At 65.8% G+C, this 21264-nt stretch carries 18 protein-coding genes; 8 read left to right on the forward strand and 10 right to left on the reverse strand.

Annotated features, from left to right (window positions below; all coding sequences use genetic code 11):
* Positions 1–3: 3 nt before the first annotated feature.
* Positions 4–1188, forward strand: coding sequence for an acetate/propionate family kinase (locus ACVIHF_RS15635; protein WP_456792255.1), 1185 nt, complete (start codon positions 4–6; stop codon positions 1186–1188).
* Positions 1189–1428: 240 nt separating this feature from the next.
* Here the strand turns inward: ACVIHF_RS15635 and ACVIHF_RS15640 are convergent, their stop codons facing one another.
* Positions 1429–2235, reverse strand: coding sequence for an enoyl-CoA hydratase/isomerase family protein (locus ACVIHF_RS15640; protein WP_456780513.1), 807 nt, complete (start codon positions 2233–2235; stop codon positions 1429–1431).
* A 74-nt stretch (positions 2236–2309) separates the two neighbouring features.
* Here ACVIHF_RS15640 and nthA point away from each other — a divergent pair, with 74 nt between their 5' ends.
* The 4 genes from nthA to ACVIHF_RS15660 all read left to right on the forward strand — a co-directional run bounded on the left by nthA (position 2310) and on the right by ACVIHF_RS15660 (position 5773).
* The gene (gene nthA, locus ACVIHF_RS15645; protein ID WP_456780512.1) at positions 2310–2939 is read left to right on the forward strand and encodes a nitrile hydratase subunit alpha; all 630 of its coding nucleotides are present in this window, start codon (positions 2310–2312) and stop codon (positions 2937–2939) included.
* On the forward strand, positions 2936–3595 hold the full coding sequence (nthB, locus tag ACVIHF_RS15650; protein WP_310884685.1) for a nitrile hydratase subunit beta: 660 nt from the start codon (positions 2936–2938) through the stop codon (positions 3593–3595). The genes nthA and nthB overlap by 4 nt, the downstream gene beginning before the upstream one ends.
* Positions 3595–3972 (forward strand): nitrile hydratase accessory protein, encoded by a 378-nt coding sequence (locus tag ACVIHF_RS15655; RefSeq protein ID WP_229192093.1) that lies wholly within the window; start codon positions 3595–3597, stop codon positions 3970–3972. Before nthB ends, ACVIHF_RS15655 begins: the two co-directional genes overlap by 1 nt.
* A gap of 484 nt (positions 3973–4456) precedes the next feature.
* The gene (locus tag ACVIHF_RS15660) at positions 4457–5773 is read left to right on the forward strand and encodes an ISNCY family transposase (protein ID WP_456792167.1); all 1317 of its coding nucleotides are present in this window, start codon (positions 4457–4459) and stop codon (positions 5771–5773) included.
* A 232-nt stretch (positions 5774–6005) separates the two neighbouring features.
* Here the strand turns inward: ACVIHF_RS15660 and queC are convergent, their stop codons facing one another.
* Positions 6006–6725 carry a 7-cyano-7-deazaguanine synthase QueC gene (queC, locus tag ACVIHF_RS15665; protein ID WP_028344025.1) on the reverse strand — a complete coding sequence of 240 codons (720 nt, stop codon included), beginning with the start codon at positions 6723–6725 and terminating at the stop codon, positions 6006–6008.
* Positions 6726–6853: 128 nt separating this feature from the next.
* On the opposite strand from queC, the gene mazG reads away from it, so the two are divergent.
* Complete coding sequence (gene mazG, locus ACVIHF_RS15670; RefSeq protein WP_456780510.1) at positions 6854–7708, forward strand: nucleoside triphosphate pyrophosphohydrolase; 855 nt, start codon at positions 6854–6856, stop codon at positions 7706–7708.
* Positions 7709–7879: 171 nt separating this feature from the next.
* Here the strand turns inward: mazG and mgtE are convergent, their stop codons facing one another.
* From mgtE to dusB, 8 genes are all read right to left on the reverse strand, one after another.
* The gene (gene mgtE, locus ACVIHF_RS15675; protein ID WP_456780509.1) at positions 7880–9250 is read right to left on the reverse strand and encodes a magnesium transporter; all 1371 of its coding nucleotides are present in this window, start codon (positions 9248–9250) and stop codon (positions 7880–7882) included.
* A 153-nt stretch (positions 9251–9403) separates the two neighbouring features.
* Complete coding sequence (gene hflX / locus ACVIHF_RS15680; protein WP_456780508.1) at positions 9404–10786, reverse strand: GTPase HflX; 1383 nt, start codon at positions 10784–10786, stop codon at positions 9404–9406.
* Positions 10787–10797: 11 nt separating this feature from the next.
* Entirely contained in the window at positions 10798–11046 is a 249-nt protein-coding gene (hfq, locus tag ACVIHF_RS15685) for an RNA chaperone Hfq (RefSeq protein WP_006020546.1), read from the reverse strand.
* 373 nt (positions 11047–11419) lie between these two features.
* Positions 11420–12790, reverse strand: coding sequence for a nitrogen assimilation response regulator NtrX (gene ntrX / locus ACVIHF_RS15690; RefSeq protein ID WP_028331957.1), 1371 nt, complete (start codon positions 12788–12790; stop codon positions 11420–11422).
* A 17-nt stretch (positions 12791–12807) separates the two neighbouring features.
* A complete protein-coding gene (locus tag ACVIHF_RS15695) occupies positions 12808–15291 on the reverse strand; it encodes a sensor histidine kinase NtrY-like (RefSeq protein WP_253608574.1) in 2484 nt (827 codons plus the stop codon).
* Between the two features lie 188 nt (positions 15292–15479).
* A complete protein-coding gene (gene ntrC, locus ACVIHF_RS15700) occupies positions 15480–16922 on the reverse strand; it encodes a nitrogen regulation protein NR(I) (protein WP_050419700.1) in 1443 nt (480 codons plus the stop codon).
* Between the two features lie 9 nt (positions 16923–16931).
* Positions 16932–18107 (reverse strand): two-component system sensor histidine kinase NtrB, encoded by a 1176-nt coding sequence (locus ACVIHF_RS15705; RefSeq protein WP_456780506.1) that lies wholly within the window; start codon positions 18105–18107, stop codon positions 16932–16934.
* Complete coding sequence (gene dusB, locus ACVIHF_RS15710; RefSeq protein ID WP_456781910.1) at positions 18104–19105, reverse strand: tRNA dihydrouridine synthase DusB; 1002 nt, start codon at positions 19103–19105, stop codon at positions 18104–18106. The genes ACVIHF_RS15705 and dusB overlap by 4 nt, the downstream gene beginning before the upstream one ends.
* A 285-nt stretch (positions 19106–19390) precedes the next feature.
* On the opposite strand from dusB, the gene ACVIHF_RS15715 reads away from it, so the two are divergent.
* Both ACVIHF_RS15715 and ACVIHF_RS15720 read left to right on the forward strand, forming a co-directional pair.
* Complete coding sequence (locus tag ACVIHF_RS15715; RefSeq protein WP_456792256.1) at positions 19391–20617, forward strand: bifunctional 2-C-methyl-D-erythritol 4-phosphate cytidylyltransferase/2-C-methyl-D-erythritol 2,4-cyclodiphosphate synthase; 1227 nt, start codon at positions 19391–19393, stop codon at positions 20615–20617.
* Between the two features lies 1 nt (position 20618).
* Entirely contained in the window at positions 20619–21218 is a 600-nt protein-coding gene (locus ACVIHF_RS15720) for a CinA family protein (RefSeq protein ID WP_038386736.1), read from the forward strand.
* Positions 21219–21264: the final 46 nt, after the last annotated feature.

Genomic DNA, 21264 nt, shown 5'->3' on the forward strand with positions numbered 1-21264 from the left:
GCCATGCCGACCTCCAATGCGGTTCTGGTCGTCAACTCCGGCTCGTCGAGCATCAAGTTCGGCGTTTTCGATGCTTCACATGCCGATCCCAAGCTGCTCTGCAAGGCGCAGATCGATGAGCACGAGGGCGCCTCGCGATTGGTCTTCACCGATCCGGCCGGCCGCGCGTCGTTCGCGTTGGAGCAAGCCGAACCAGATGCGCCGCCCGATCGGCTGCTCGCCGACGTCCTGGCACGGATCGAACATCATCTCGGCGAGCGGCTGCGTGCCGTCGGGCATCGCGTCGTACACGGCGGCCGCGAATTTCCGCGACCGGTCGAAGTCAATCGGACGGTGCTTGCCGTCCTCGACGCCCTCACCCCGCTGGCGCCGCTGCATCAGCCTCGGTGCCTGACGCCAATCCGGGCAATCAGCGCGATCCGGCCGGAACTGATGCAGGTCGCATGCTTCGACACGTCGTTCCATCATGGCCTCTCGCCGCCCGTCAATCGGTTTGCGATCCCGAGACATCTCGAACGCGCCGGCATTCGGCGCTACGGCTTTCACGGCCTCTCCTTTGAATATGTCGCGGGCCGCCTTGCCGACATCTCGCCGGAGTTTTCCTCGAAGCGCACCGTGGTGGCGCATCTCGGTAACGGCGCAAGCCTCTGCGCCATGCGCAACGGCCGGAGCATCGACACCACGATGGGTCTGACGCCCCTCGACGGCCTGGTCATGGGGACCCGTTGCGGCACGATCGATCCGGGCGTTCTGCTTTACGTCCAGCAGCAGAACGGCATGTCGGTCGACGACCTTGAGCAGCTGCTTTATCACCAATCGGGGCTGCTCGGCGTTTCGGGCATCTCCTCCGACATGCGTGTCCTGCTCGCAAGCAAGGAGCCCGCCGCGAAGGAAGCGGTTGATCTCTTCACGTTCCGCACCGCGCAGCAGGTCGTCGCGATGGCTGGCACGCTGGGCGGACTGGAATGCCTGGTGTTCACCGGCGGTATCGGCGAGCACGCCAGCGAGGTTCGCAGCCAGGTCTGCGAACGACTGCGATGGCTGGGTGTCCAGCTCGATCCATCCGCCAACGCCGCGGCAGAGCTGCACATTGCTGGCAAGGACAGTTCAGTGGACGTGCTCGTCATGGCGACAAACGAGGAAGCAACGATCGCTCGCCACTGCGCAGCCTTGATCTCGGGAACCTAGGATCGAGAGGCGCGATTCACATAGGCAAATGCGGATGCCGGTGATGGGCGCATGGTGCGCGCTGCCTGCTCGGTCTCGACAACGGTGCAGGCGGATGACCCCAGCGTCGGCCCCAGGGCCCGCAAAGGCGCTGGGGCCGTCTCCGCACCGCAAAGGCCCTGACGCACCGGCCCGGCGTCAGGGCCTTCGCCATTCCGAAGCCTGGATCCGAAGCTTGGAAAGGCTCTTGAACGACACGCATCAGCGCCCCTTGAAGTGCGGCTTCCGCCGTCCGAGGAAGGCCGCGACGCCTTCCTTGTGATCCTCGGTCAGGCTCGCGAGCGCGAACTGGTCGAGGTCCATGTGGCTGGCGAGATCGTCGAGCGCATGTGCGAGCCGGTTGACCGTCAGCTTGGTCATCGCGACCGAGATCGGCGGCTGGGCGGCGACCTTGGCCGCGAGCGCCATCGCGGCGTCATATGACTTTCCAGGATCGGTCACCTGCTCCACTAGGCCCCATTCGTAGGCCTCCTCGGCCGAGATCCGGTCGTCGGCCAGGATCACAGCCTGCTTGGTGCGCGCCGGTCCCATCAGATGCAGCATGCGCGGCACGCTCTGCCAGCTCATGTTCATGCCGAGCGCGATTTCCGGCACCCGAATATGCGCATCGCGCGCCATGACGCGGAAATCCAGCGCGACCGCGAGTGCCACGCCGCCGCCGACGCAAAACCCCTCGATCGCGCCGATCGTGACCTGCTCCATGTCCTGCCAGGCGCGCGTCAGCCGCGGCCCGAGCTTCAGGTGCCGGCGCAGCGTGCCCATATCCATGGTCTGGCGCGAACGCCCTTCGGCATCCTTGAGATCGAAGCCGGCGCTGAACGATTTGGCACCGCCGGTCAGCACCACCACCGAGGTCTCGCCATCGTCCTCGAAACTGCGCGCCGCGTCAGTCAGCTGCCGCAGCGCCTCCGGCGACAGCGCGTTGATACCGTCGCCGCGGTCGAACCGCACCACGCCGATGCGGCCGTCCGGCCCGAGGCCCTTCTCGATCGTCACATAGTCAACCACGCATACCTCCCCGCTCGCATTCTTGTGTACTGCCTGCCTCGACATAGCACGACGGTTTCGCCTATTCTGTGGGTATGAGCGAACATGATCATCACCACCACGATCACGACCATTCCGAACTGTCGGAGACCGAACTGCGCGTCCGCGCGCTGGAATCGATCCTGACCGAGAAGGGCTATGTCGAGGCTGCCGCGCTCGACGCCATCGTGCAGGCCTACGAGACCAAGATCGGCCCGCATAACGGCGCCCGGGTCGTCGCCAAGGCCTGGACCGATCCCTCCTTCAAGAAGGCGCTGCTCGAGGACGCCAGCAAGGCGGTCGGCACCCTCGGCCATGTCAGCCGGGTCGGCGACCATCTGGTCGCGATCGAGAACACGCCCGGCCGCCACAACATGGTCGTCTGCACATTGTGCTCCTGTTATCCCTGGGAAATGCTCGGGCTGCCGCCGGTCTGGTACAAGGCCTCGCCCTATCGCTCGCGCGCGGTCAAGGATCCGCGCGGCGTGCTCGCCGATTTCGGCGTCAGCCTGCCGAAGGAGACGGAAATCCGGGTCTGGGATTCGACCGCGGAAACACGCTTCCTGGTGCTGCCGATGCGGCCCGAAGGCACCGAGGGCTGGAGCGAAGACCAGCTCGCCGAGCTGGTGACGCGCGATTCCATGATCGGCACCGGCTTTCCCAACAAGCCGGGAGCGCCGTCATGAACGGCGTCCACGACATGGGCGGCATGGATGGGTTCGGCAAGGTCGAGCCCGAGACGAACGAGCCGATGTTCCATGAGGAATGGGAATCCCGGGTGCTCGCCATGGTCCGCGCGATGGGCGCGGCCGGCGCCTTCAACATCGACGCCTCGCGCTTCTATCGCGAGACCCTGCCGCCGCAGGTCTATCTGTCGAGCTCCTACTACAGGAAATGGCTGCTCGGGCTGGAGGCCCTGCTGCTCGACAAGGGCTTCATCTCGAACGACGATGTCGCCGCCGGACGTTCCGTCGCGCCGGCGAAATCGCTCAAGCACGGCAAGTTCTCCGTCGCCGATGTCGAGCGCGTGATGGTGCGCGGCAAGTTCGGCCGCGCCGCGCCGGGGCCTGCGAAATTCAAGGCCGGCGATCGGGTGCGGGCGAAGAACATCCATCCCGCGACGCACACACGGCTGCCACGCTACGTGCGCGGTCACGTCGGGGTGGTCGAGCGCGATCATGGCTGTCACGTATTTCCCGATACCGTGGCCAACGACGCCGGCGAGCATCCGCAATGGCTGTACACCGTCGTGTTCGACGGACGCGAGCTGTGGGGACCGGACTCCGATCCGACCATCAAGGTCTCGATCGACGCGTTCGAGCCGTATCTGGAGGCCGTGTGATGGATGCAGGTGCCGCCGCGCGCGCCACCAGCGCCGTCTCCAGCATTCCCCGCGACCAGGACGGCCCGGTATTCCGCGCACCGTGGGAGGCGCAGGCGTTCGCCATGGCCTTGACGCTGCATGACCGCGGCGTGTTCACCTGGCCCGAATGGGCCGCCGCGCTCGCCGACCAGATCAAGCGCGCGCAGGCGGCCGGCGATCCCGACACCGGCGAGACCTATTACCAGCACTGGCTCGCGACGCTCGAACATCTCGTCGCCGCCAAGGGCGTCACGACGCATGAGACACTGCACCGCTACCGCGACGCCTGGGACCACGCCGCCGACCGCACCCCGCACGGCCAGCCGATCGTGCTGACGGCGGGGGATTTCGAGTAGCCTCGAATGCCATGATTACCTACATGCGCATGCGCGGGTGATGTCATCGCGTGGTGGGTCGCCTTGAATCGCGAACTCATCCTCATCGTCGTCCCGGCGAAGGCCGGGACCCATAACCCCAAATGCAAATTGTTACGCGATGCTGGAACGACGAGTCCCACCCACAACGCCTGCCGCGGCGTATGGGTCCCGGCCTTCGCCGGGACGACGACGGGGAGAGAACCGCGCGCACGGATTCCAGAGACGGGAGTGCTGGAGCCGAGAAGCCGCAGCATACCGGATCGCCCGGTCGGGTCGCTCTGCAGAATTTCTGGATAATAGAAGAATACCGCTGAGTTGCCCGACGTGTCAAGTTGCCGTGTCGAACGTGTCAGTAGCTCGTGATCTGTCGCCTGTTTGTAGCTCGTGAAGTGTCGTGTTTTCGGTGCTCCGGAACAAGGGGGGCACGATGGGCACGGCATCCATTCACGAGGGTGTACGACGGATGCGGTTTTCAGATTTGCTGGATCGGACGGAGGCGAAGGAACTGACGCAGGAGGCAGCTTCGGAGGTTCTTGGGATCAGTGTTCGGACGTTTCAACGCTGGGCGGAGCGCTATGAGGCGGAGGGCGACGACGGGCTGGTCGACCGCCGGCTGGGGCGTCGTTCGCCACGGCGGGCGCCGGAGGAGGAACTGGAACGAATGCTTGCGCTGTACCGGGACAAGTACGCGGACTTCACGGTGAAGCACTTCCACGAGCAGATGCAAAAGCGGCATGATTATGTGCTGGGCTATACGGTGACGAAGCTGGCGCTGCACGCGGCAGGGCTGGTGCGAAAGGCTCCGAAGCGTTCGGCGCACCGCAAGAAGCGGCCGCGGCGGCCGCTTCGGGGCATGCTGCTGCACCAGGACGGATCGCGCCACGTTTGGATCGAAGGCCTGCCCGCGAGGGACCTGATCGTCACGATGGACGATGCGACGAGCGAGATCTACTCGATGGTGCTGGTCGAGGAAGAAGGAACGGCCTCGACCTTCCAGGCCTTGCGCGAAGTGATTGGCGAGCATGGCCTGTTCTGCGCGCTCTACACCGACCGCGGCAGCCATTATTTCCTGACCCCAAAAGCTGGCGAGAAGATCTCGAAGACGCAACAAACCCAGGTGGGACGGGCTTTGTCGCATCTTGGGATCGAGCATATCGCAGCCTATTCGCCGCAGGCGCGCGGGCGCTCCGAGCGGGTGTTCGGCACCTTGCAGGACCGGCTGCCGAAGGAGCTGCGGCTTGCCGGGATCACGACGGTTGAGGCTGCCAACGCGTGGCTGAAGGCGCATTACATCCCCGGGCACAACGCCGCGTTTGCGATCAAGCCCGAACAGGAAGGCTCGGCATTCGTGGCCGACCGGCATGAGGCCTGGCGCGAGGCGCTGTGCGTGATCGAGGAGCGAACCGTCGCCAACGACAATACCGTTGCATGGAACGGTCGGCGGCTGCAGCTGCCGGAGAGCCGGCTCAGACCTCACTTCGTCAAGGCTGTGGTGCGCCTACATGAGTATCCCGATGGCACCGTCAGCGTGTTCCTTGGACCGCATCGATTGGCGAGGTTTGCGCCTGACGGACAGCAGATCAGCCCCGACGCGCTTCAGCCTGGCGGCGTGCTCGGAGCCGTCAAGGACAAGCCCTGGCGGGCGCGCAAGCGCGCGTCCTTGACCGCTCCTGCGCGCGCCGCCGTCGAGACAGCGCGGGTCGGGACGGAGAAACGGGCTTCAAGTCGAACAAAGAAACTCACCCACAGGGCTAAAACCGCCACAACAGCCGTGGCATGATCAATCAGGGAAAGCCGTCCCCGCCTTCCGGCTCCCCTGCAAATCAGAAACGAAGGCGACAGATCACGAGCTACAAAAACACGACATCTTCACCCGCTACGGACAGTTGCCGTGTCGAACGTTGCCGTGTCGAACGTTGCCGTGTCGAACGCTGGCAGCCGCGGACTCCTTTGCATGGGGTTGTTTTCGATATTTTGGCCGTGCGCCCCTGCGGACGGCTATCAGTCCACGGTTACGGGCCGCCCTGCGCGACGTACTCCCGCCACCCCTTGGCCCGCAGGCTGCAGGCCGGACATTCGCCGCAGCCATAGCCCCAATCGTGCTGCGCGCCACGTTCGCCGAGATAGCAGGTGTGCGAGTGCTCGCGGATCAGGTCGACCAGCCCGGCTCCGCCGAGCTCGTGCGCAAGCCGCCAGGTCGCGGCCTTGTCGAGCCACATCAGCGGCGTGTGCAGCTCGAAATCCCTGGCCATGCCGAGATTGAGCGCGGACTGCAATGCCTTGATGGTCTCGTCGCGGCAATCCGGGTAGCCGGAATAGTCGGTCTCGCACATGCCGCCGATGATGTGGCGGATGCCGCGCCGATAGGCCAGCGCCCCAGCGAAGGTGAGGAACACGAGGTTGCGGCCGGGTACGAAGGTGTTCGGCAAGCCGTCCGCGCCCATTTCGATCGCGACGTCGCGGGTCAGCGCGGTGTCGGAAATCTCCGACAGCGTCGGGATATCAAGCGTGTGGCTGTCGCCAAGCTTCGCAGACCATTCCGGCCGGACCCGCTTGATCCCGGCCAGCAGCTGGTCCCGGCAATCGAGCTCGATCGCGTGCCGTTGGCCGTAGGTGAAGCCGAGCATCTCGACGCGGGCAAAGCGCGACAAGGCCCAGGCAAGGCACGTGGTGGAATCCTGGCCGCCGGAAAACAGCACCAGCGCGGTGTCGGAAGCATTCTGATCGGTCATGGAACGCGATTTAGCACCTGGCGGCGCCGTGGCCAATCCGTGGACAGCGTCGCGATTCCGGCGTGTTTTACTGGGATCGGGAGGGGTGTTTTGGCATAAAGCCAATACCCCTTTGATGCCGGTGCCCCATGACCCCATCCCGCGACATTTCCCGCCTGATCGAGATCATGGCTGCGCTGCGCACGCCGGTCACCGGCTGCCCATGGGACCTCGTGCAGAATTTCGAGACCATCGCGCCCTACACGATCGAGGAGGCCTATGAGGTTGCGGATGCGATCACGCGCGGCGATCTCGACGATCTGCGCGAGGAGCTCGGCGACCTGCTGTTGCAGGTGGTCTATCACGCCAGGATGGCCGAGGAGCAGAACGCGTTCGCGTTCGGCGATGTGGTCGAGGCGATCACCAGGAAGATGATCCGCCGTCATCCGCACGTCTTCGCCGACAAGGACGGCAATATCCAGCCGGCCGGCGTCAAGAGCGCCTGGGAACGGATCAAGGCCGAGGAGAAGGCCGAGCGCGCCGCGCGGCGGCCGCCAGAAGAGGCCGCGCACAAATCGCTGCTGGCGAGCGTGAAGGCGGGCCTGCCTGCCCTGACGCGCGCGATGGAGCTGCAGCGCAAGGCGTCCACCGTCGGCTTCGACTGGAACGACCCGCGCGCGGTGCTCGCCAAGATCCGCGAGGAGGCCGACGAGATCGAGGCCGCGCTCGACCGCAACGACAAGGCGGAGATCGCGGAGGAAACCGGCGACCTGATGTTCGCGCTGGTCAACCTCGCCCGCCACGTCGACGCCGATCCGGAAGCGGCGCTGCGTGCGACCAACGCCAAGTTCGAGCGGCGCTTCGCCTATATCGAGAAGGCGCTGGCGGCGAAGGGGCGTTCGCTCGATGGTGCGTCGCTGGAGGAGATGGACGCGTTGTGGAATGAAGCGAAGAGCGCAACCCTGGCTGTCGTCCCTGCGAAGGCAGGGACCCATACCGCGTGATCTAACGGTGACTGACGGTGTCAGTCCCGCGCGAGTCACCGGCAGCTGAAGTTTTTGTGTGAAACTGCGACCAAGCGCAATAATGATGGCCGGTGGTTATGGGTCCCTGCCTTCGCAGGGACGACATCGAAAATGTGGATGGGCCGCGTCAAAACACGCAATCCCCTCGCCTCACAACAGCGTCCCACGCAGGATCACCGCGGCGACGCCGAAATAGATCACGAGACCGGTGACGTCGACCAGTGTCGCGACGAACGGCGCGGAGGCGCTGGCCGGGTCGAAGCCGATGCGCTTGAGGATGAAGGGCAGCATCGAGCCGCACAGCGATCCGAACGTGACGATGCCGATCAGCGCGGTGCCGACGGTCGCTGCGACGAGCACCCAATGCGGGCCGTAGTCGAACAGGCCGAGCGTCTGCCAGAGCGTGATCCTGACGACGCCGATCAGGCCGAGAATGGCGCCGAGCACGATGCCGGTCGGCAATTCCCGCACGGCGACACGCCACCAGTCGCGCAGCCGCACCTCGTGCAGCGCCAGCGAACGGATCAACAGCGAGGTTGCCTGGGAGCCGGAATTGCCGCCCGAACTCATGATCAGCGGGATGAAGAGCGTCAGGACGATCGCCCTCTCGAGCTCACTCTGGTACGACTGCATTGCGGTCGCGGTCAGCATTTCCGACAGGAACAGTGCGCACAGCCAGCCGGCGCGCTTCTTGATCATCTCGCCGAAACCGATCCGCAAATACGGCTCGTCGATCGCTTCCATGCCGCCGAACTTCTGGGCGTCCTCGGTCGATTCCTCGACGATGGCGTCGATGACGTCGTCGACCGTGACGATGCCGAGGATATGGCCGGGGCCGTCGACGACGGCGACGGCGAGTAGGTCGTAGCGCGAGATCAGCCGCGCCGCCTCCATGCGGTCGGCCTCCGGCGAGATCATCAGCGGCTTCCGCGCCGGCGCCGCGGTCAGCACATTGGCGTGCGGATCGCCCGAGATCAGGCGACGCAGCGGCACGGCCTGGATCAGGGTCTTCTTGACCGGGTCGATCACGAAGATCGAGTAGACGGTCTCGCGGGTGCGCTCGACCATCCGGATGTGATGCAGGACCTCGGCGATGGTCCAGCTCGAGGGCACGCTGACGAACTCGGTCGTCATGATGCTGCCGGCGCTGCGCTCGGGATAGGCCAACAGCCCCGAGATGACGTTGCGGGTCTCCGGATTGAGCCCGTTCAGCAGCGTGGTGCGCAGCGGCTCGACCAGCTCCTTGAAGATATCGGCGGCACGGTCGTCGGAGACGCCCGACAGCAGCGAGACCGCGGTATCTTTCGGCAGCTCGGCGAGAATCTCGCAGGTGTTGTCGAGCCCGGGCAGGTCGAGCACCTCGATCGCCTTCTCGGCCGGCAGCGAGCGCAGCAGCTTGGCGGCCTCCGCGGGCTCCCGGGCGTTGAGCGCATCGACGATCTCGGGAGCCCGGACATGGGCAAGATCACCGCTCTGGCCGGCGAGCGCCTCTTTCGTGATGGTTTCGCTGGTGTCCTGCATCGATCCGCCTCGGCTTTGCGTTCTGCAGCGCAATGAACCAAGGCGGCGCGGATTTCAAACAGAAAGTGCGACGCCGCGTCGCAGGCGCATCGGCGCCCGCAACGTCACGGCGTCGTCATATTTCGGAAGATTGCAGGGACCGTCTTCGAGGACTTACGCCTCGTGGGGAACGGCGGCGAACCGGCTCATCACGATGTCGCGCTTGGTCTCGTCGACGCGCACCGTCATGTCGAAGCGCTCGCCATGCAGCTCCTTGTTCAGGACCTCGGCATTGCGGTGCAGCCAGCTGATGCCGGCGCCATCGGAGGCGTCGATCGAGAGATTGAGCGTCGAGCGCTTGGCCGCGAGGCGATCCTCGATCGCGGTGAGCAGCGCATCGATCCCCTCGCCTGTTGCGGCCGAAACCAGGAAGCATGGCCGCTCCGGCGGACGGCGCGCGGCGATATTGCGCAAATTGTCCCGCTCCTCGGGATCGAAGCGGTCGATCTTGTTCCAGACCTCGATGATGCGCTGGCCACCGTCGGCATCGGGATCGATGCCGAGCTGGCGCAACACCGCCTCGACGTCGCGCTCCTGCGCCTCCGCGTCCTCATGGGCGATGTCGCGGACATGCAGGATGATGTCGGCTTCCAGCACCTCTTCCAGCGTGGCGCGGAACGCGGCCACCAGCTGGGTCGGCAAATTGGAGATGAAGCCGACCGTGTCCGACAGCATCGCCTTGCCGCCATGCGGCAGGTTGAGCGCGCGCAGGGTCGGGTCGAGCGTCGCAAACAGCATGTCCGCGGCCTGCACGTCGGCGCGGGTCAGGCGGTTGAACAGCGTCGATTTGCCGGCATTGGTGTAGCCGACCAGCGCCACCACGCGATACGGCACGCGCTGGCGGCCGGCGCGATGCAGCCGCCGCGTCGCCTGCACCTTCTTCAACTCGCCTTCGAGCTTGGTGATGCGCTCGCTGATCAGGCGGCGGTCGGCCTCGATCTGGGTTTCGCCGGGGCCACCCATGAAGCCGAAGCCGCCGCGCTGGCGCTCGAGATGGGTCCAGGACCGCACCAGACGGCTGCGCTGGTAGTTGAGATGGGCGAGCTCGACCTGCAGCGCGCCTTCCTTGGTCTTGGCGCGGCGGCCGAAGATTTCCAGGATCAGGCCGGTGCGGTCGAGCACCTTGGTGCTCCAGGCCTTCTCGAGATTGCGCTGCTGGATCGGCGACAGCGCGCAATCCATCACCACGAGCTCGACCTGGTTGCTGGCGACGAGGCCGTTGATCTCCTCAACCTTGCCCTTGCCGAGATAGGTCGCGGGCCGAACCTGGCTGATCGGCGCGATCACGGAGTCCACCACCGTGAGGTCGATCGCACCAGCGAGGCCGGCGGCTTCCTCGATCCGCGCTTCATAGTCGCGGACAGACGAATCTGTTTGCGCATCGCCGTCGCCACGGCGCGTGCGCAGGTACGGGCCGATGACGATCACCCGCCCGGTGCTGCCGTCCCCCGCCGACCGTGCACGGTCGGCGCCCCCTTCACGATTGAAGGGTTCCAATCAGTTCACTCTCAAGCCGGTGCGTCCTCACCACCTTCGAACAACTGAATCGGAGCTCCGGGCATGATGGTCGAGATCGCGTGCTTGTAGACCAGCTGCGAGTGACCATCGCGCCGCAGCAGCAAGCAGAAATTGTCGAACCATGTGACAATGCCCTGCAGCTTTACTCCGTTGACCAGAAATATCGTCAGTGGCGTCTTGGTTTTACGAACGTGATTAAGGAAGGTGTCTTGTAGATTTTGTGCGCGGTCTGCCGCCATTGTTTTTGTCCCGCAAGCTTGTGCTTCTTTTTATTGAACCGGTTGTTGCTCTCTGACGGAGCCTCCTCCGGCTGCCCACCTGCCACGAGATCCCCCTCCGGCAGGCATAGCGGTAGGATTAGAGGCTACGCGCGGTTTTTAGGCAAGCCAGTTCGCGGTGCAGTCGGTAGGAACACGGTGGCAATTCTAAGAAAGTGCGGGAAAGAGACGAATATTCTCGTGGAGAGTGGATAAATCCCCGGTTGTACCGGCCCCGCCCTCGCCCCGCCGATCGATCCAAACCGCCCCGAGAGCCGCCTGTCGGCTCCCCGGCGGGTGACCGCCGGGGCTTCGCTTCGAGCCGCCAGCGGACTGCTGGCCTGCCGCGCCGGGGTCAGCCGACCCCGAGCGCCTTCAGCTTGCGATGCAGCGCCGAGCGCTCCATGCCGACGAACTCCGCGGTGCGCGAGATATTGCCGGAGAAGCGGCTGATCTGGGCGATCAGATAGTCGCGCTCGAACACCTCGCGCGCCTCGCGCAACGGCAGGCCCATGATGTGCTCGCCATTGTTGGAGGTCGGCATCGCCGGCACCATCGAGCCGACGTCCTGCGGCAGCATGTCGGCGGTGATGATCGCCTCCGGACCGCCGCCGGCCAGGATCATCACGCGCTCGACATTGTTGCGGAGCTGGCGGACGTTGCCCGGCCAGACGTGCGACTGCAGGACCGCCATCGCGTCCTGCCCGATCTGCCGCTTCGGCAGGCCGGTGGCGGCCGAGATCTGGTCCATGAAATAGTCGATCAGCTCGGGGATGTCCTCGCGTCGCTCCGACAGCGGCGGCACCCGGATCGGCACCACCGAGAGGCGATGATAGAGGTCCTCGCGGAAGCGGCCTGCGGCGATCTCCTCCTCGAGATTGCGCGCGGTCGAGGAGATGATGCGGACGTCGACATGGACTTTGCCGGTGCCGCCCTGGCGCTGGAAGGTCTGATCGACCAGCACGCGCAGAATCTTGTTCTGGGTCTCGCGCGGCATGTCCGCGATCTCGTCGATGAACAGCGTGCCGCCATGCGCCTCCTCGAGCGCGCCGGCCTTGCGCTGCTGCTCGCCGTTCGATCCCTCGATGCCAAACAGCTCGATCTCCATGCGCTCCGGCGTGATCGCGGCCGCATTGATCACCACGAACGGCCCCTCGGCGCGCCCGGAGGCATGGTGCAGCGTGCGCGCGGCAAGCTCCTTGCCGGCGCCGGAGGGACCGACGATCAGGATGCGGCTGTTGGCCTTGGCGGCGCGGTCGATGGTCTGGCGCAGCTGGTTCATGCAGGCCGAGCGGCCGGTCAGGACGCTCGCCGCCGGAGCCAGCTGCTTGAGCTCCTTCACCTCGCGCTTGAGCCGCGAGGTCTCCAGCGCCCGGGTCGCGACCAGGATCAGCCGGTCCGACTTGAACGGCTTCTCGATGAAGTCGTAGGCACCGCGCTTGATCGCGGCGACCGCGGTCTCGATGTTGCCGTGGCCCGAGATCATCACGACGGGCAGATCGGCATTGTCCTTCTTGATCTGCTCGAGCAACTGCAGGCCGTCGAGCTTGGAGCCCTGCAGCCAGATGTCGAGGAAGACCAGGTTGGGCCGGCGGTTGGCGATCTCGGCGAGCGCCGAGTCGCTGTCGCGCGCGGTGCGCGTGGAAAAGCCCTCATCGTCCAGAATACCCGCAACGAGGTCGCGAATGTCAGCTTCGTCGTCGACAATCAGAATGTCACTTGCCATGGGTTACACCTGCCTTGTCAGTCGCTCGTCGCGGCTTTGAATTTTGGCTTTTGCGCATTTGGCTCTTGATTGTTTGGCCCTTGATCAGCGGGATCTCGGATAGGTTCTTGGATTGGTTCTTGGGTCGGTTCTTGGATTTTTGGTTCATTGTTGGTCGCTTGTGCCGGGCCGTTGGTCGGCTCCTCCGGCGGATTTTTTTCACTTTCCGGTTCGGCCTTGTCCGGTTTGACGTCCGGTTTTTGGTCCTTGCTTTCGGGCTTGTTCTCCGGCTTGGCCGCCTGGCCCGTGACGGCAAAGCGCAGCCGCATCCAGGCGCCGCGCTGGCCGTCGCGGAAATCGGAGGCATCCTTGAGCTCGATGCGGCCGCCATGGTCCTCCAGAACGCGGCCGACGATCGCCAGGCCGAGGCCGGTGCCCTTCGCCCGGGTCGTGACATAGGGCTCGAGCAGGCGCGCGCGGGCGACCTTGGGCAGGCCGATGCCGTTGTCGACCACGTCGATCAGGATGTCGTCGTTCTCGCGCTGCGCCACGACGTCGATGCGGCCCTTGCCAAGTTCCTCGCGCGGCACCTGCTCGATCGCCTCGGTGGCGTTCTTGATGATGTTGGTCAGCGCCTGCGAGATCAGCCGGCGATCGAACTGCGCGGGCAGCGGCGACTGCTTGATGTCGGCCTCGATGTCGAGATCGGGATGGGCGACCTTCATCAGGAACACCGCCTGGCGCACCACGTCGGCGACGTCCTCCCCTTCCATCACCGGCTTCGGCATCCGCGCAAAGCGCGAGAACTCGTCGACCATCCGCCTGATGTCGTCGACCTGGCGCACGATGGTATCGGTGCACTGCTCGAAGATCGACTTGTCCTTCTCCTCGGTGATGGTCTTGCCGAACTTGCGGCGGATGCGCTCGGCGGAGAGCTGGATCGGGGTCAGCGGGTTCTTGATCTCGTGGGCGATGCGGCGGGCGACGTCGCCCCAGGCCGAGGTGCGCTGCGCCGACACTAGCTCGGTGATGTCGTCGAGTGTGATGATGTAGCTGTCGCGCGACTGGCTGGTCTGCTCGGCCGAGACGCGGACCGACAGATTGCGCTCATGGCCGTCGCGCAGGATCGTGACCTGCCCCTGCACCAGGCGCTGCGTTCCCTCGCGCGCGGTCTTCATCATCTCGTCGAGCTCGGGCAGCACGTCCGAGAGCGGATGGCCGAGCGTCTCCGATTCGGCGTGCCCGATCAGCTTCTCCGCCGAGCGGTTGAGGACGCCGATGGTGCCTGAGGCGTCGACCCCGATGATGCCGGCAGAGGCCGACGACAACACCGCTTCGATGAAGCGGCGGCGGCTGTCGATGGTTTCGCTGGCATCGACCAGCTCGTTGCGCTGGGTGCGCAGCTCCTGGGTCATCTTGTTGAAGATTTCGCCGAGCAGCGCGAGGTCGCTTTCCGACTTGTTGACCGGCACCTGGACGTTGAGATTGCCGGTCGAGACCTCGCTCGCCGCGCCCATCAGCTGGCGGATCGGCGACACCAGCCCGTTGGCGAAGTTCAGCCCGATCAGCACCGAGGCCATCAGGATGGTCAGCGCGATCACCGCGAACATCAGCGCGAACGCGACCTGGATGCCGAGCCTGCGGGTCTCGAGCTGGGCATATTCGGCCGCGCTGGTCTGCGTCTGCTTGAGCTGGGCAACCACCGCCGGATCGAGCAGCCGCGCCACGTACAGGAACATGTCGTCATAGGCCCGCAGGCGGACCACGGAGGCGACGTAGTTTTCCGGAAAGACCGAGATCTTCGGCTCGGTCTCGTTGATGTCCTTCAGGATGTCAGGCGGCGGCGCCTCGTAGTTCAGGCGAACGCCGGTTTCGGCGCTGGCGACGATCTTGCCGTCCTTGTCCATCAGCACCGCGACCGGGAGATTGCGCGACTCGGCGCCGGCCGTCATCAGCTGCAGGAACGTCATGCGATCCTGGTCGTAAAGCGGCCGCGCATGGGCGAGGTCATTGGCCATCGCCAGCGTGTCGCCGTTGATGAGCTGGGCGTGCTCCTGCATGTAGGCGCTGGCGATGGTCAGCGAATTCTGGATCACCTGCTTGGTAGGGCCGGAGAACAGCCGGTCGAGGCCGCGCTCGATGGTGACGTTGGCGACGATCGACACCAGCACGGCGGGCAGCACCGCGATCACCGAGAACAGGCCGACGATCTGCACATGCAGCCGCGCCGCGGCCCGGCCGCGCCGCCTCGCCTGCACCATCTGCCAGACTTCCCGGACGATGATGCCGACCAGCAGCAGGATGGTGCCGGCATTGATCATCAGGAAGGAGCGGACCACCTCGGACGTGGGCTCGATCGGGGTCAGCCCGGTCAGCACCACGAAGGTCAGGAAGGCGGACAGCAGCGCGATGGCCACGGCAAACGGCGCCAGCCAGCGCCGCAGCGGGAAGCCCCGCGCCTCTGCATTGGGCTCGGCCGACGGGGCGCGTAATGTTGAAGCGGTGGTCTCTGCGCTGGTCATACCGGCAATTGAGCTGAGAGCGATCGCCCGCGGGAATTGCGAACTGATGCAATCATATCACAATGTTGCCGAATTGCGACATTTCCGCGGCGCAAACCCCTGGTGCGGCGCCGTGTCCCCAAAACCATTTGTGACTACTCAATACGGTAGCGAGCTTGAAGCGAGGCTTGCGCCCCGCCCTGGCAGCCCTAGCCGCCGCTCCGGTAGACCTGGATGTCGAGGTCGCGGATCTTCTTGCGCAGCGTATTGCGGTTCAATCCGAGCAGGTCGGCGGCCCGGATCTGGTTGCCGCGGGTCGCCGCCAGCGCGGCGGTCAGCAGCGGGATCTCGATCTCCTTGAGGATGCGGTGGTAGAGGCCCGGCGGCGGCACGCCGTTCGGGAAGCCGGAGAAGTGCGAGGACAAATAGGCTTCGACCGCGCCGCCGAGATTGTCGACGCCGACGGTCGCCGTGCTGCCCGAGGTGACCGCGGGCGGCGCCAGCTCGCCGTCGATGACGGACGAGGTGATGACGTCCTGCGGATAGAGCGCGGCGAGCCGCCGGGCGAGGTTTTCCAGCTCGCGGACGTTGCCCGGCCAGCGGTGCTGCTTGAGCCGCTCGAGCGCCTGGGCGTCGAGCTTCTTCGGCGGCAGGCCGTCCTTCTCGGCGAGCGAGAAGAAGTGCCTGATCAGGTCGGGCAGGTCCTCGATGCGCTCGCGCAGCGGCGGCAGCCGCAGCGGCACCACGTTCAGGCGGAAGAACAGATCCTCGCGGAACAGCCCCTGTTGGATCAGGATGCGCAGGTCCTTGTTGGAGGCGGCGACGATGCGGACGTCGGTCTTGATCGGGGTGCGGCCGCCGACGGTGGTGTATTCGCCCTGCTGCAGCACGCGGAGCAGCCGGGTCTGCGCCTCCATCGGCATGTCGCCGATCTCGTCGAGGAACAGCGTGCCGCCCTCGGCCTGCTCGAAGCGGCCGGAGGCGCGGGTGTTGGCGCCGGTGAAGGCGCCGCGCTCATGGCCGAACAGCTCCGATTCGATCAGGTCGCGCGGGATCGCCGCCATGTTGACCGCGACGAACGGGCCGTTGCGGCGCCGTCCGTAGTCGTGCAGCGCGCGCGCGACCAGCTCCTTGCCGGTGCCCGATTCGCCCGAGATCATCACGGTGAGGTCGGTCTGCATCAGCCGCGCCAGCACGCGGTAGATTTCCTGCATCGCCGGCGAGCGGCCGACCAGCGGGATCGAGTCGAACTCGCCGTCATCGGCGGGACTGGAGACCCGCTCCTTCGGCTCGGCCAGCGCGCGGCCGACGATGGTGATCAGCTCCTTCAGGTCGAACGGCTTCGGCAGATATTCGTAGGCGCCGCGCTCGGAGGCGCGGATCGCGGTCATGAACGTGTTCTGCGCGCTCATCACGATGACCGGCAAATTCGGCCGCATCTTCTTGATCCGCGGCAAGAGATCGAACGCGTTCTCGTCGGGCATCACGACGTCGGTGATGACGAGATCGCCCTCGCCCTGGCTGACCCAGCGCCACAGCGTGGCGGCGTTGCCGGTGAGGCGAACCTCATAGCCGGCGCGCGACAGCGCCTGGTTCAGGACGGTCCGGATGGCGGTGTCGTCGTCAGCGACAAGTATGCTACCTGCAGGCATTGGTGTTCCTCATCGTGCATCCTGAGAGGCAGGCGAGGACGTACCCGGAACGTCATCGCGGTTGCTTTGGTCGAGTTGCTTGGCGGCGCTGTACATCGGCATCAGCACGCGGAAAGTGGTTTTGCGCGGCTGCGACTCGCATTCGATGATGCCACCGTGATCGCCGACGATCTTGGCGACCAGCGCGAGGCCGAGCCCGCTGCCGGTCTGCTTGGTGGTGACGAAGGGATCGAACAGGTTCGGCAGCAGGTCTTCCGGCACGCCAGAGCCGTTGTCCTTGACGCAGAATTCCAGCGGCAGCGAGACCCGCGATTTCTTGCCGGGCACCGACAGCCGCACGCCTGGCCGGAACGCAGTGGTGAGCTGGATCTCGGCATCGGTGCTGAGATCGGCCACCGCTTCGGCCGCGTTCTTCACGAGGTTGAGGAACACCTGGATCAGCTGGTCCTGGTTGGCCAGCACCGGCGGCAACGACGGATCGTAGTCCTCGATGAAGCGGACATTGCGGGCAAAGCCGGACTGCGCCAGGCGCTTCACATGATCGAGCACGGAATGGATGTTGACCGGACCGCGCGCCACCGGGCGGTCGTCGCCGAACACCTCCATGCGGTCGACCAGCGTCACGATGCGGTCCGCCTCGTCGCAGATCAGCCGTGTCAGCAGCCGGTCCTCGGAGGAGGCCTGCTGCTCCAAAAGCTGCGCTGCGCCGCGGATGCCCGACAGCGGGTTCTTGATCTCGTGGGCGAGCATCGCCGCCAGCGCGATCACCGAGCGCGCCGCGCTGCGGTGGGTGAGCTGCCGATCCATCTTGTCGGCGATGGTGCGCTCCTGCAGCATCACCACGATATGCCCGGGCCGCTCGGTCAGCGGCGCAACGTGCAGATCGACCTGGCGATCGCCGCCGATCCGCGGCGTGCCGAGATCGACCTTGTATTCGTTGACCGGCGAGCCGCTCGTCCGCACCTGCTCGATCAGCGCCAGCAGCGGGCTGCCGAACGGCACCAGCTCCTTCAGCGATTGCCGGCGCAGGAACTGGGTCGAGATCTCGAAGAAGGATTCGGCTGCGATATTGGCGTCGACGATCCGCCCGTCGGGTGCGACCAGCAGCACCGGATTGGGCAGCGCATTGAGAATGGCCTCCCCGTCAGTCGGCACCGGCCGGCGGAATTCCATGGCTGACGTCATGCGGCAGCACTCCAGGCAAAATCCTCGTAGGCGTCGGCAAGCGAGCGATGCACGCTGGACGGCTCTTCCGCGGTCAGGATGGCCTGCCGCCAGGCCTTCAATGTCGCGGCCGGCGCGCAGCTATAGGCCGCAGCAGCCTCCAGCGCCCAGCCCAGATGCTTGCGTGCATGCTTGAGCCCGATGCGCAGGCCATAGTGGCTGCAAACCTCGTCATAGAGCGCGCGAACGTGCTTGAGCTGCTCGGCGAGCGACGGCGCGGCCTCGGCGATCCCGGTCTCGAGGCGACGGCCGATCTGTCCCGGCAGCCAGGGCTGCCCCTGTGCGCCGCGGCCGATCATGACGGCGTCGGCGCCCGACATCTCGAGCGCACTGACAGCCTTGTCGAACGAGGTGATATCGCCGTTGACCACGACCGGGACGGTGACGGCGTCCTTGACCGCGCGCACCGCGTTCCAGTTCGCCTCGCCCTTGTAGAACTGGCAGCGGGTCCGGCCATGCACGGTGATCATCTGCACGCCGGCGTCCTCGGCGCGGCGCGCCAGTTCCGGCGCATTGAGCGAGCGGTCATCCCAGCCGAGCCGCATCTTCAGCGTCACCGGCACCTTGACCGCCGACAGCGTCGCCTCGATCAGCGTGATCGCGTGGTCGAGGTCGCGCATCAGGGCCGAGCCGGACTGGCCCCCGGTCACGTGGCGGGCCGGACAGCCCATGTTGATGTCGATGACGTCGGCGCCGGCGCCTTCGGCGATCCGTGCGCCCTCCGCCATCCAGTGGGTCTCGCAGCCCGCCAGCTGGACCACATGCGGCCCGACCCCGGCTGCCTCGCAACGCAGCTTCGACATCGGCTTGCCGTTCACCAGATCGTTGCTGGCGGTCATCTCGGAGACCACCAGGCCGGCGCCCAAAGTGGCAGCGAGTCGCCGGAAGGGCGCATCGGTGATGCCGGACATGGGCGCGAGGAGAACCCGGTTGGCGACAGCAATATCGCCGATCTTCAATGGGTTACGAGGAGTACCTTGCACGCCGGTCACAGCCGTCTCGTCGTTCTGTCAGCCACGCCATTGCAGCTGACGTCGCCTATTCTGCGCACAATTCTTGTGCAGTCAAGGCTCATGCCTACGGTTTAGACATTCCTATCATCAGTGCAGGTGCACTGCAACAAAATCTGCTTTTCCCACAGTCATCGGCAAACGCTCTGTTTTTGCGCAGCGGTCATGCTAAGGGCTGTGCGCGGCGATCCTCGCCGTCCCCCTCATCCCCGATTCGTCTGTCACTGGTTCAAAATGCCGAAGCCTGAGCGTACCGCAGCCATCCTTGTCGCAGCCGGCCGTGGACTGCGCGCCGGCGCAGGCGGGCCGAAGCAATACCGGACGATCGGCGGACAGACGGTGATCTACCGCGCCATGGAGGCGTTCTCCGGACATCCGGACGTGTTTGCGGTGCAGCCTGTGGTCAATCCTGACGACACCGCGCTGTTCGATGAAGCAGTCGCAGGCCTCCGCCATCGGCCGCCGACGCCGGGCGGCGCGACCCGGCAGGCCTCGGTCCATGCCGGGCTCGAGGCGCTCGCAAGCGAAAAGCCGGACATCGTGCTGATCCACGATGCCGCGCGCCCCTTCGTCACATCAGCCGTGATCTCGCGCGCGATCGCCGCGGCCGGCCGGACCGGCGCTGCGATCCCCGTGATTCCCGTCACCGACACGATCAAGCTCACCGGCGATGCCGGCGACGTCGAGGCGACGCCGGAGCGCGCGCGCCTGCGGATCGCGCAGACGCCACAGGCTTTTCGCTTCGACGTAATATTGGAGGCGCATCGTCGCGCGGCGCGCGATGGCCGCTCCGATTTCACCGACGATGCGGCGCTTGCCGAGTGGGCGGGATTGACGGTTGCGACGTTTGAAGGTGATGCTGCCAACATGAAACTCACCACACCCGAGGAATTCGTGCGCGAGGAAGCGCGGCTCGCAAGCCAGCTCGGCGACATCAGAACCGGCACCGGCTACGACGTGCACGCCTTTGGCGACGGTGACCATGTGATGATCTGCGGCGTGCGCGTGCCGCACACGAAGGGATTCCTGGCCCATTCCGACGGCGATGTCGGGCTGCATGCGCTGGTCGACGCGATCCTCGGCGCGCTGGCCGACGGCGATATCGGCTCGCATTTCCCGCCGAGCGAGGCCAAGTGGAAAGGCGCCTCCTCCGACCAGTTCCTGAAATACGCGGTCGAGCGCGTCACCGCGCGTGGCGGACGGATTGCCAATCTCGAGGTGACGCTGATCTGCGAGCGGCCGAAGATCGGGCCCTTGCGCGACACCATGCGGGCGAAGATCGCGGAGATCTCCGGCGTCCACATCTCGCGCGTGGCAGTCAAGGCCACTACCAGCGAGCGACTCGGCTTCACCGGCCGCGAGGAAGGCATCGCGGCAACCGCGAGCGCCACGGTCCGTCTCCCTTGGGACGATAAAGGCTGGGACGATAAAGGTTGGGACGATAAAGGCCGGAGTGCCTGACATGGGCGGCAGCGACGCTCGTGCCCTCTCCCGCTCGCTGCTCGACCTGTGCCGGATGCGCAAGCTGACCATCGCGACCGCCGAATCCTGCACCGGCGGCCTGGTCGCGGGTGCGCTCACCGACATTCCCGGTTCTTCCGACGTGATCGACCGCGGCTTCGTGACCTATTCGAACGAGGCCAAGCGGGTCATGCTTGGCGTCAAGGCGGCGACGCTCGAAACGTTCGGCGCGGTGAGCAAGGAAACCGCGACCGCGATGGCGATCGGCGCGTTGGAAAAGGCCGGCGTCGACCTTGCGGTCTCGATCACCGGCATCGCGGGCCCTGGCGGTGCGACACCAGGCAAGCCGGTCGGCCTGGTGCATTTCGCCGTCGCCGCGCGCGACGGCCGCATCATTCATCGTGAACAGCGATTTGGCGCAATCGGCCGAAGCACGGTGCGGCAGCGCTCCGTGGTCGAAGCATTGCGCATGCTGATGGAGCTCGCGCGCCCGCCGCAGGCCGCCAAGCCGCGTCGCGAGGCCGCCAGCCGGTTGCGGCCAAGGGTGGCTCGGTCGCCGCGGAGCCACGCTGCGAAACGCCGCCGGCCGCCGCGCGGATAGGCCCAACGCAAAGTCAAGTCGCGCCACGGCCCGCCTTACACGGGCT

Source organism: Bradyrhizobium sp. USDA 4506, assembly GCF_054058795.1.

What these genes read in the sequence shown, in the direction of transcription:
- ACVIHF_RS15635 (WP_456792255.1), top strand. Translation starts at nt 4, where the DNA reads ATGCCGACCTCCAATGCGGTTCTGGTCGTCAACTCCGGCTCGTCGAGC.
- nthA (WP_456780512.1), top strand. Translation starts at nt 2,310, where the DNA reads ATGAGCGAACATGATCATCACCACCACGATCACGACCATTCCGAACTG.
- nthB (WP_310884685.1), top strand. Translation starts at nt 2,936, where the DNA reads ATGAACGGCGTCCACGACATGGGCGGCATGGATGGGTTCGGCAAGGTC.
- ACVIHF_RS15655 (WP_229192093.1), top strand. Translation starts at nt 3,595, where the DNA reads ATGGATGCAGGTGCCGCCGCGCGCGCCACCAGCGCCGTCTCCAGCATT.
- ACVIHF_RS15660 (WP_456792167.1), top strand. Translation starts at nt 4,457, where the DNA reads ATGCGGTTTTCAGATTTGCTGGATCGGACGGAGGCGAAGGAACTGACG.
- queC (WP_028344025.1), bottom strand. Translation starts at nt 6,725, where the DNA reads ATGACCGATCAGAATGCTTCCGACACCGCGCTGGTGCTGTTTTCCGGC.
- mazG (WP_456780510.1), top strand. Translation starts at nt 6,854, where the DNA reads ATGACCCCATCCCGCGACATTTCCCGCCTGATCGAGATCATGGCTGCG.
- mgtE (WP_456780509.1), bottom strand. Translation starts at nt 9,250, where the DNA reads ATGCAGGACACCAGCGAAACCATCACGAAAGAGGCGCTCGCCGGCCAG.
- hfq (WP_006020546.1), bottom strand. Translation starts at nt 11,046, where the DNA reads ATGGCGGCAGACCGCGCACAAAATCTACAAGACACCTTCCTTAATCAC.
- ntrX (WP_028331957.1), bottom strand. Translation starts at nt 12,790, where the DNA reads ATGGCAAGTGACATTCTGATTGTCGACGACGAAGCTGACATTCGCGAC.
- ACVIHF_RS15695 (WP_253608574.1), bottom strand. Translation starts at nt 15,291, where the DNA reads ATGACCAGCGCAGAGACCACCGCTTCAACATTACGCGCCCCGTCGGCC.
- ntrC (WP_050419700.1), bottom strand. Translation starts at nt 16,922, where the DNA reads ATGCCTGCAGGTAGCATACTTGTCGCTGACGACGACACCGCCATCCGG.
- ACVIHF_RS15705 (WP_456780506.1), bottom strand. Translation starts at nt 18,107, where the DNA reads ATGACGTCAGCCATGGAATTCCGCCGGCCGGTGCCGACTGACGGGGAG.
- ACVIHF_RS15715 (WP_456792256.1), top strand. Translation starts at nt 19,391, where the DNA reads ATGCCGAAGCCTGAGCGTACCGCAGCCATCCTTGTCGCAGCCGGCCGT.
- ACVIHF_RS15720 (WP_038386736.1), top strand. Translation starts at nt 20,619, where the DNA reads ATGGGCGGCAGCGACGCTCGTGCCCTCTCCCGCTCGCTGCTCGACCTG.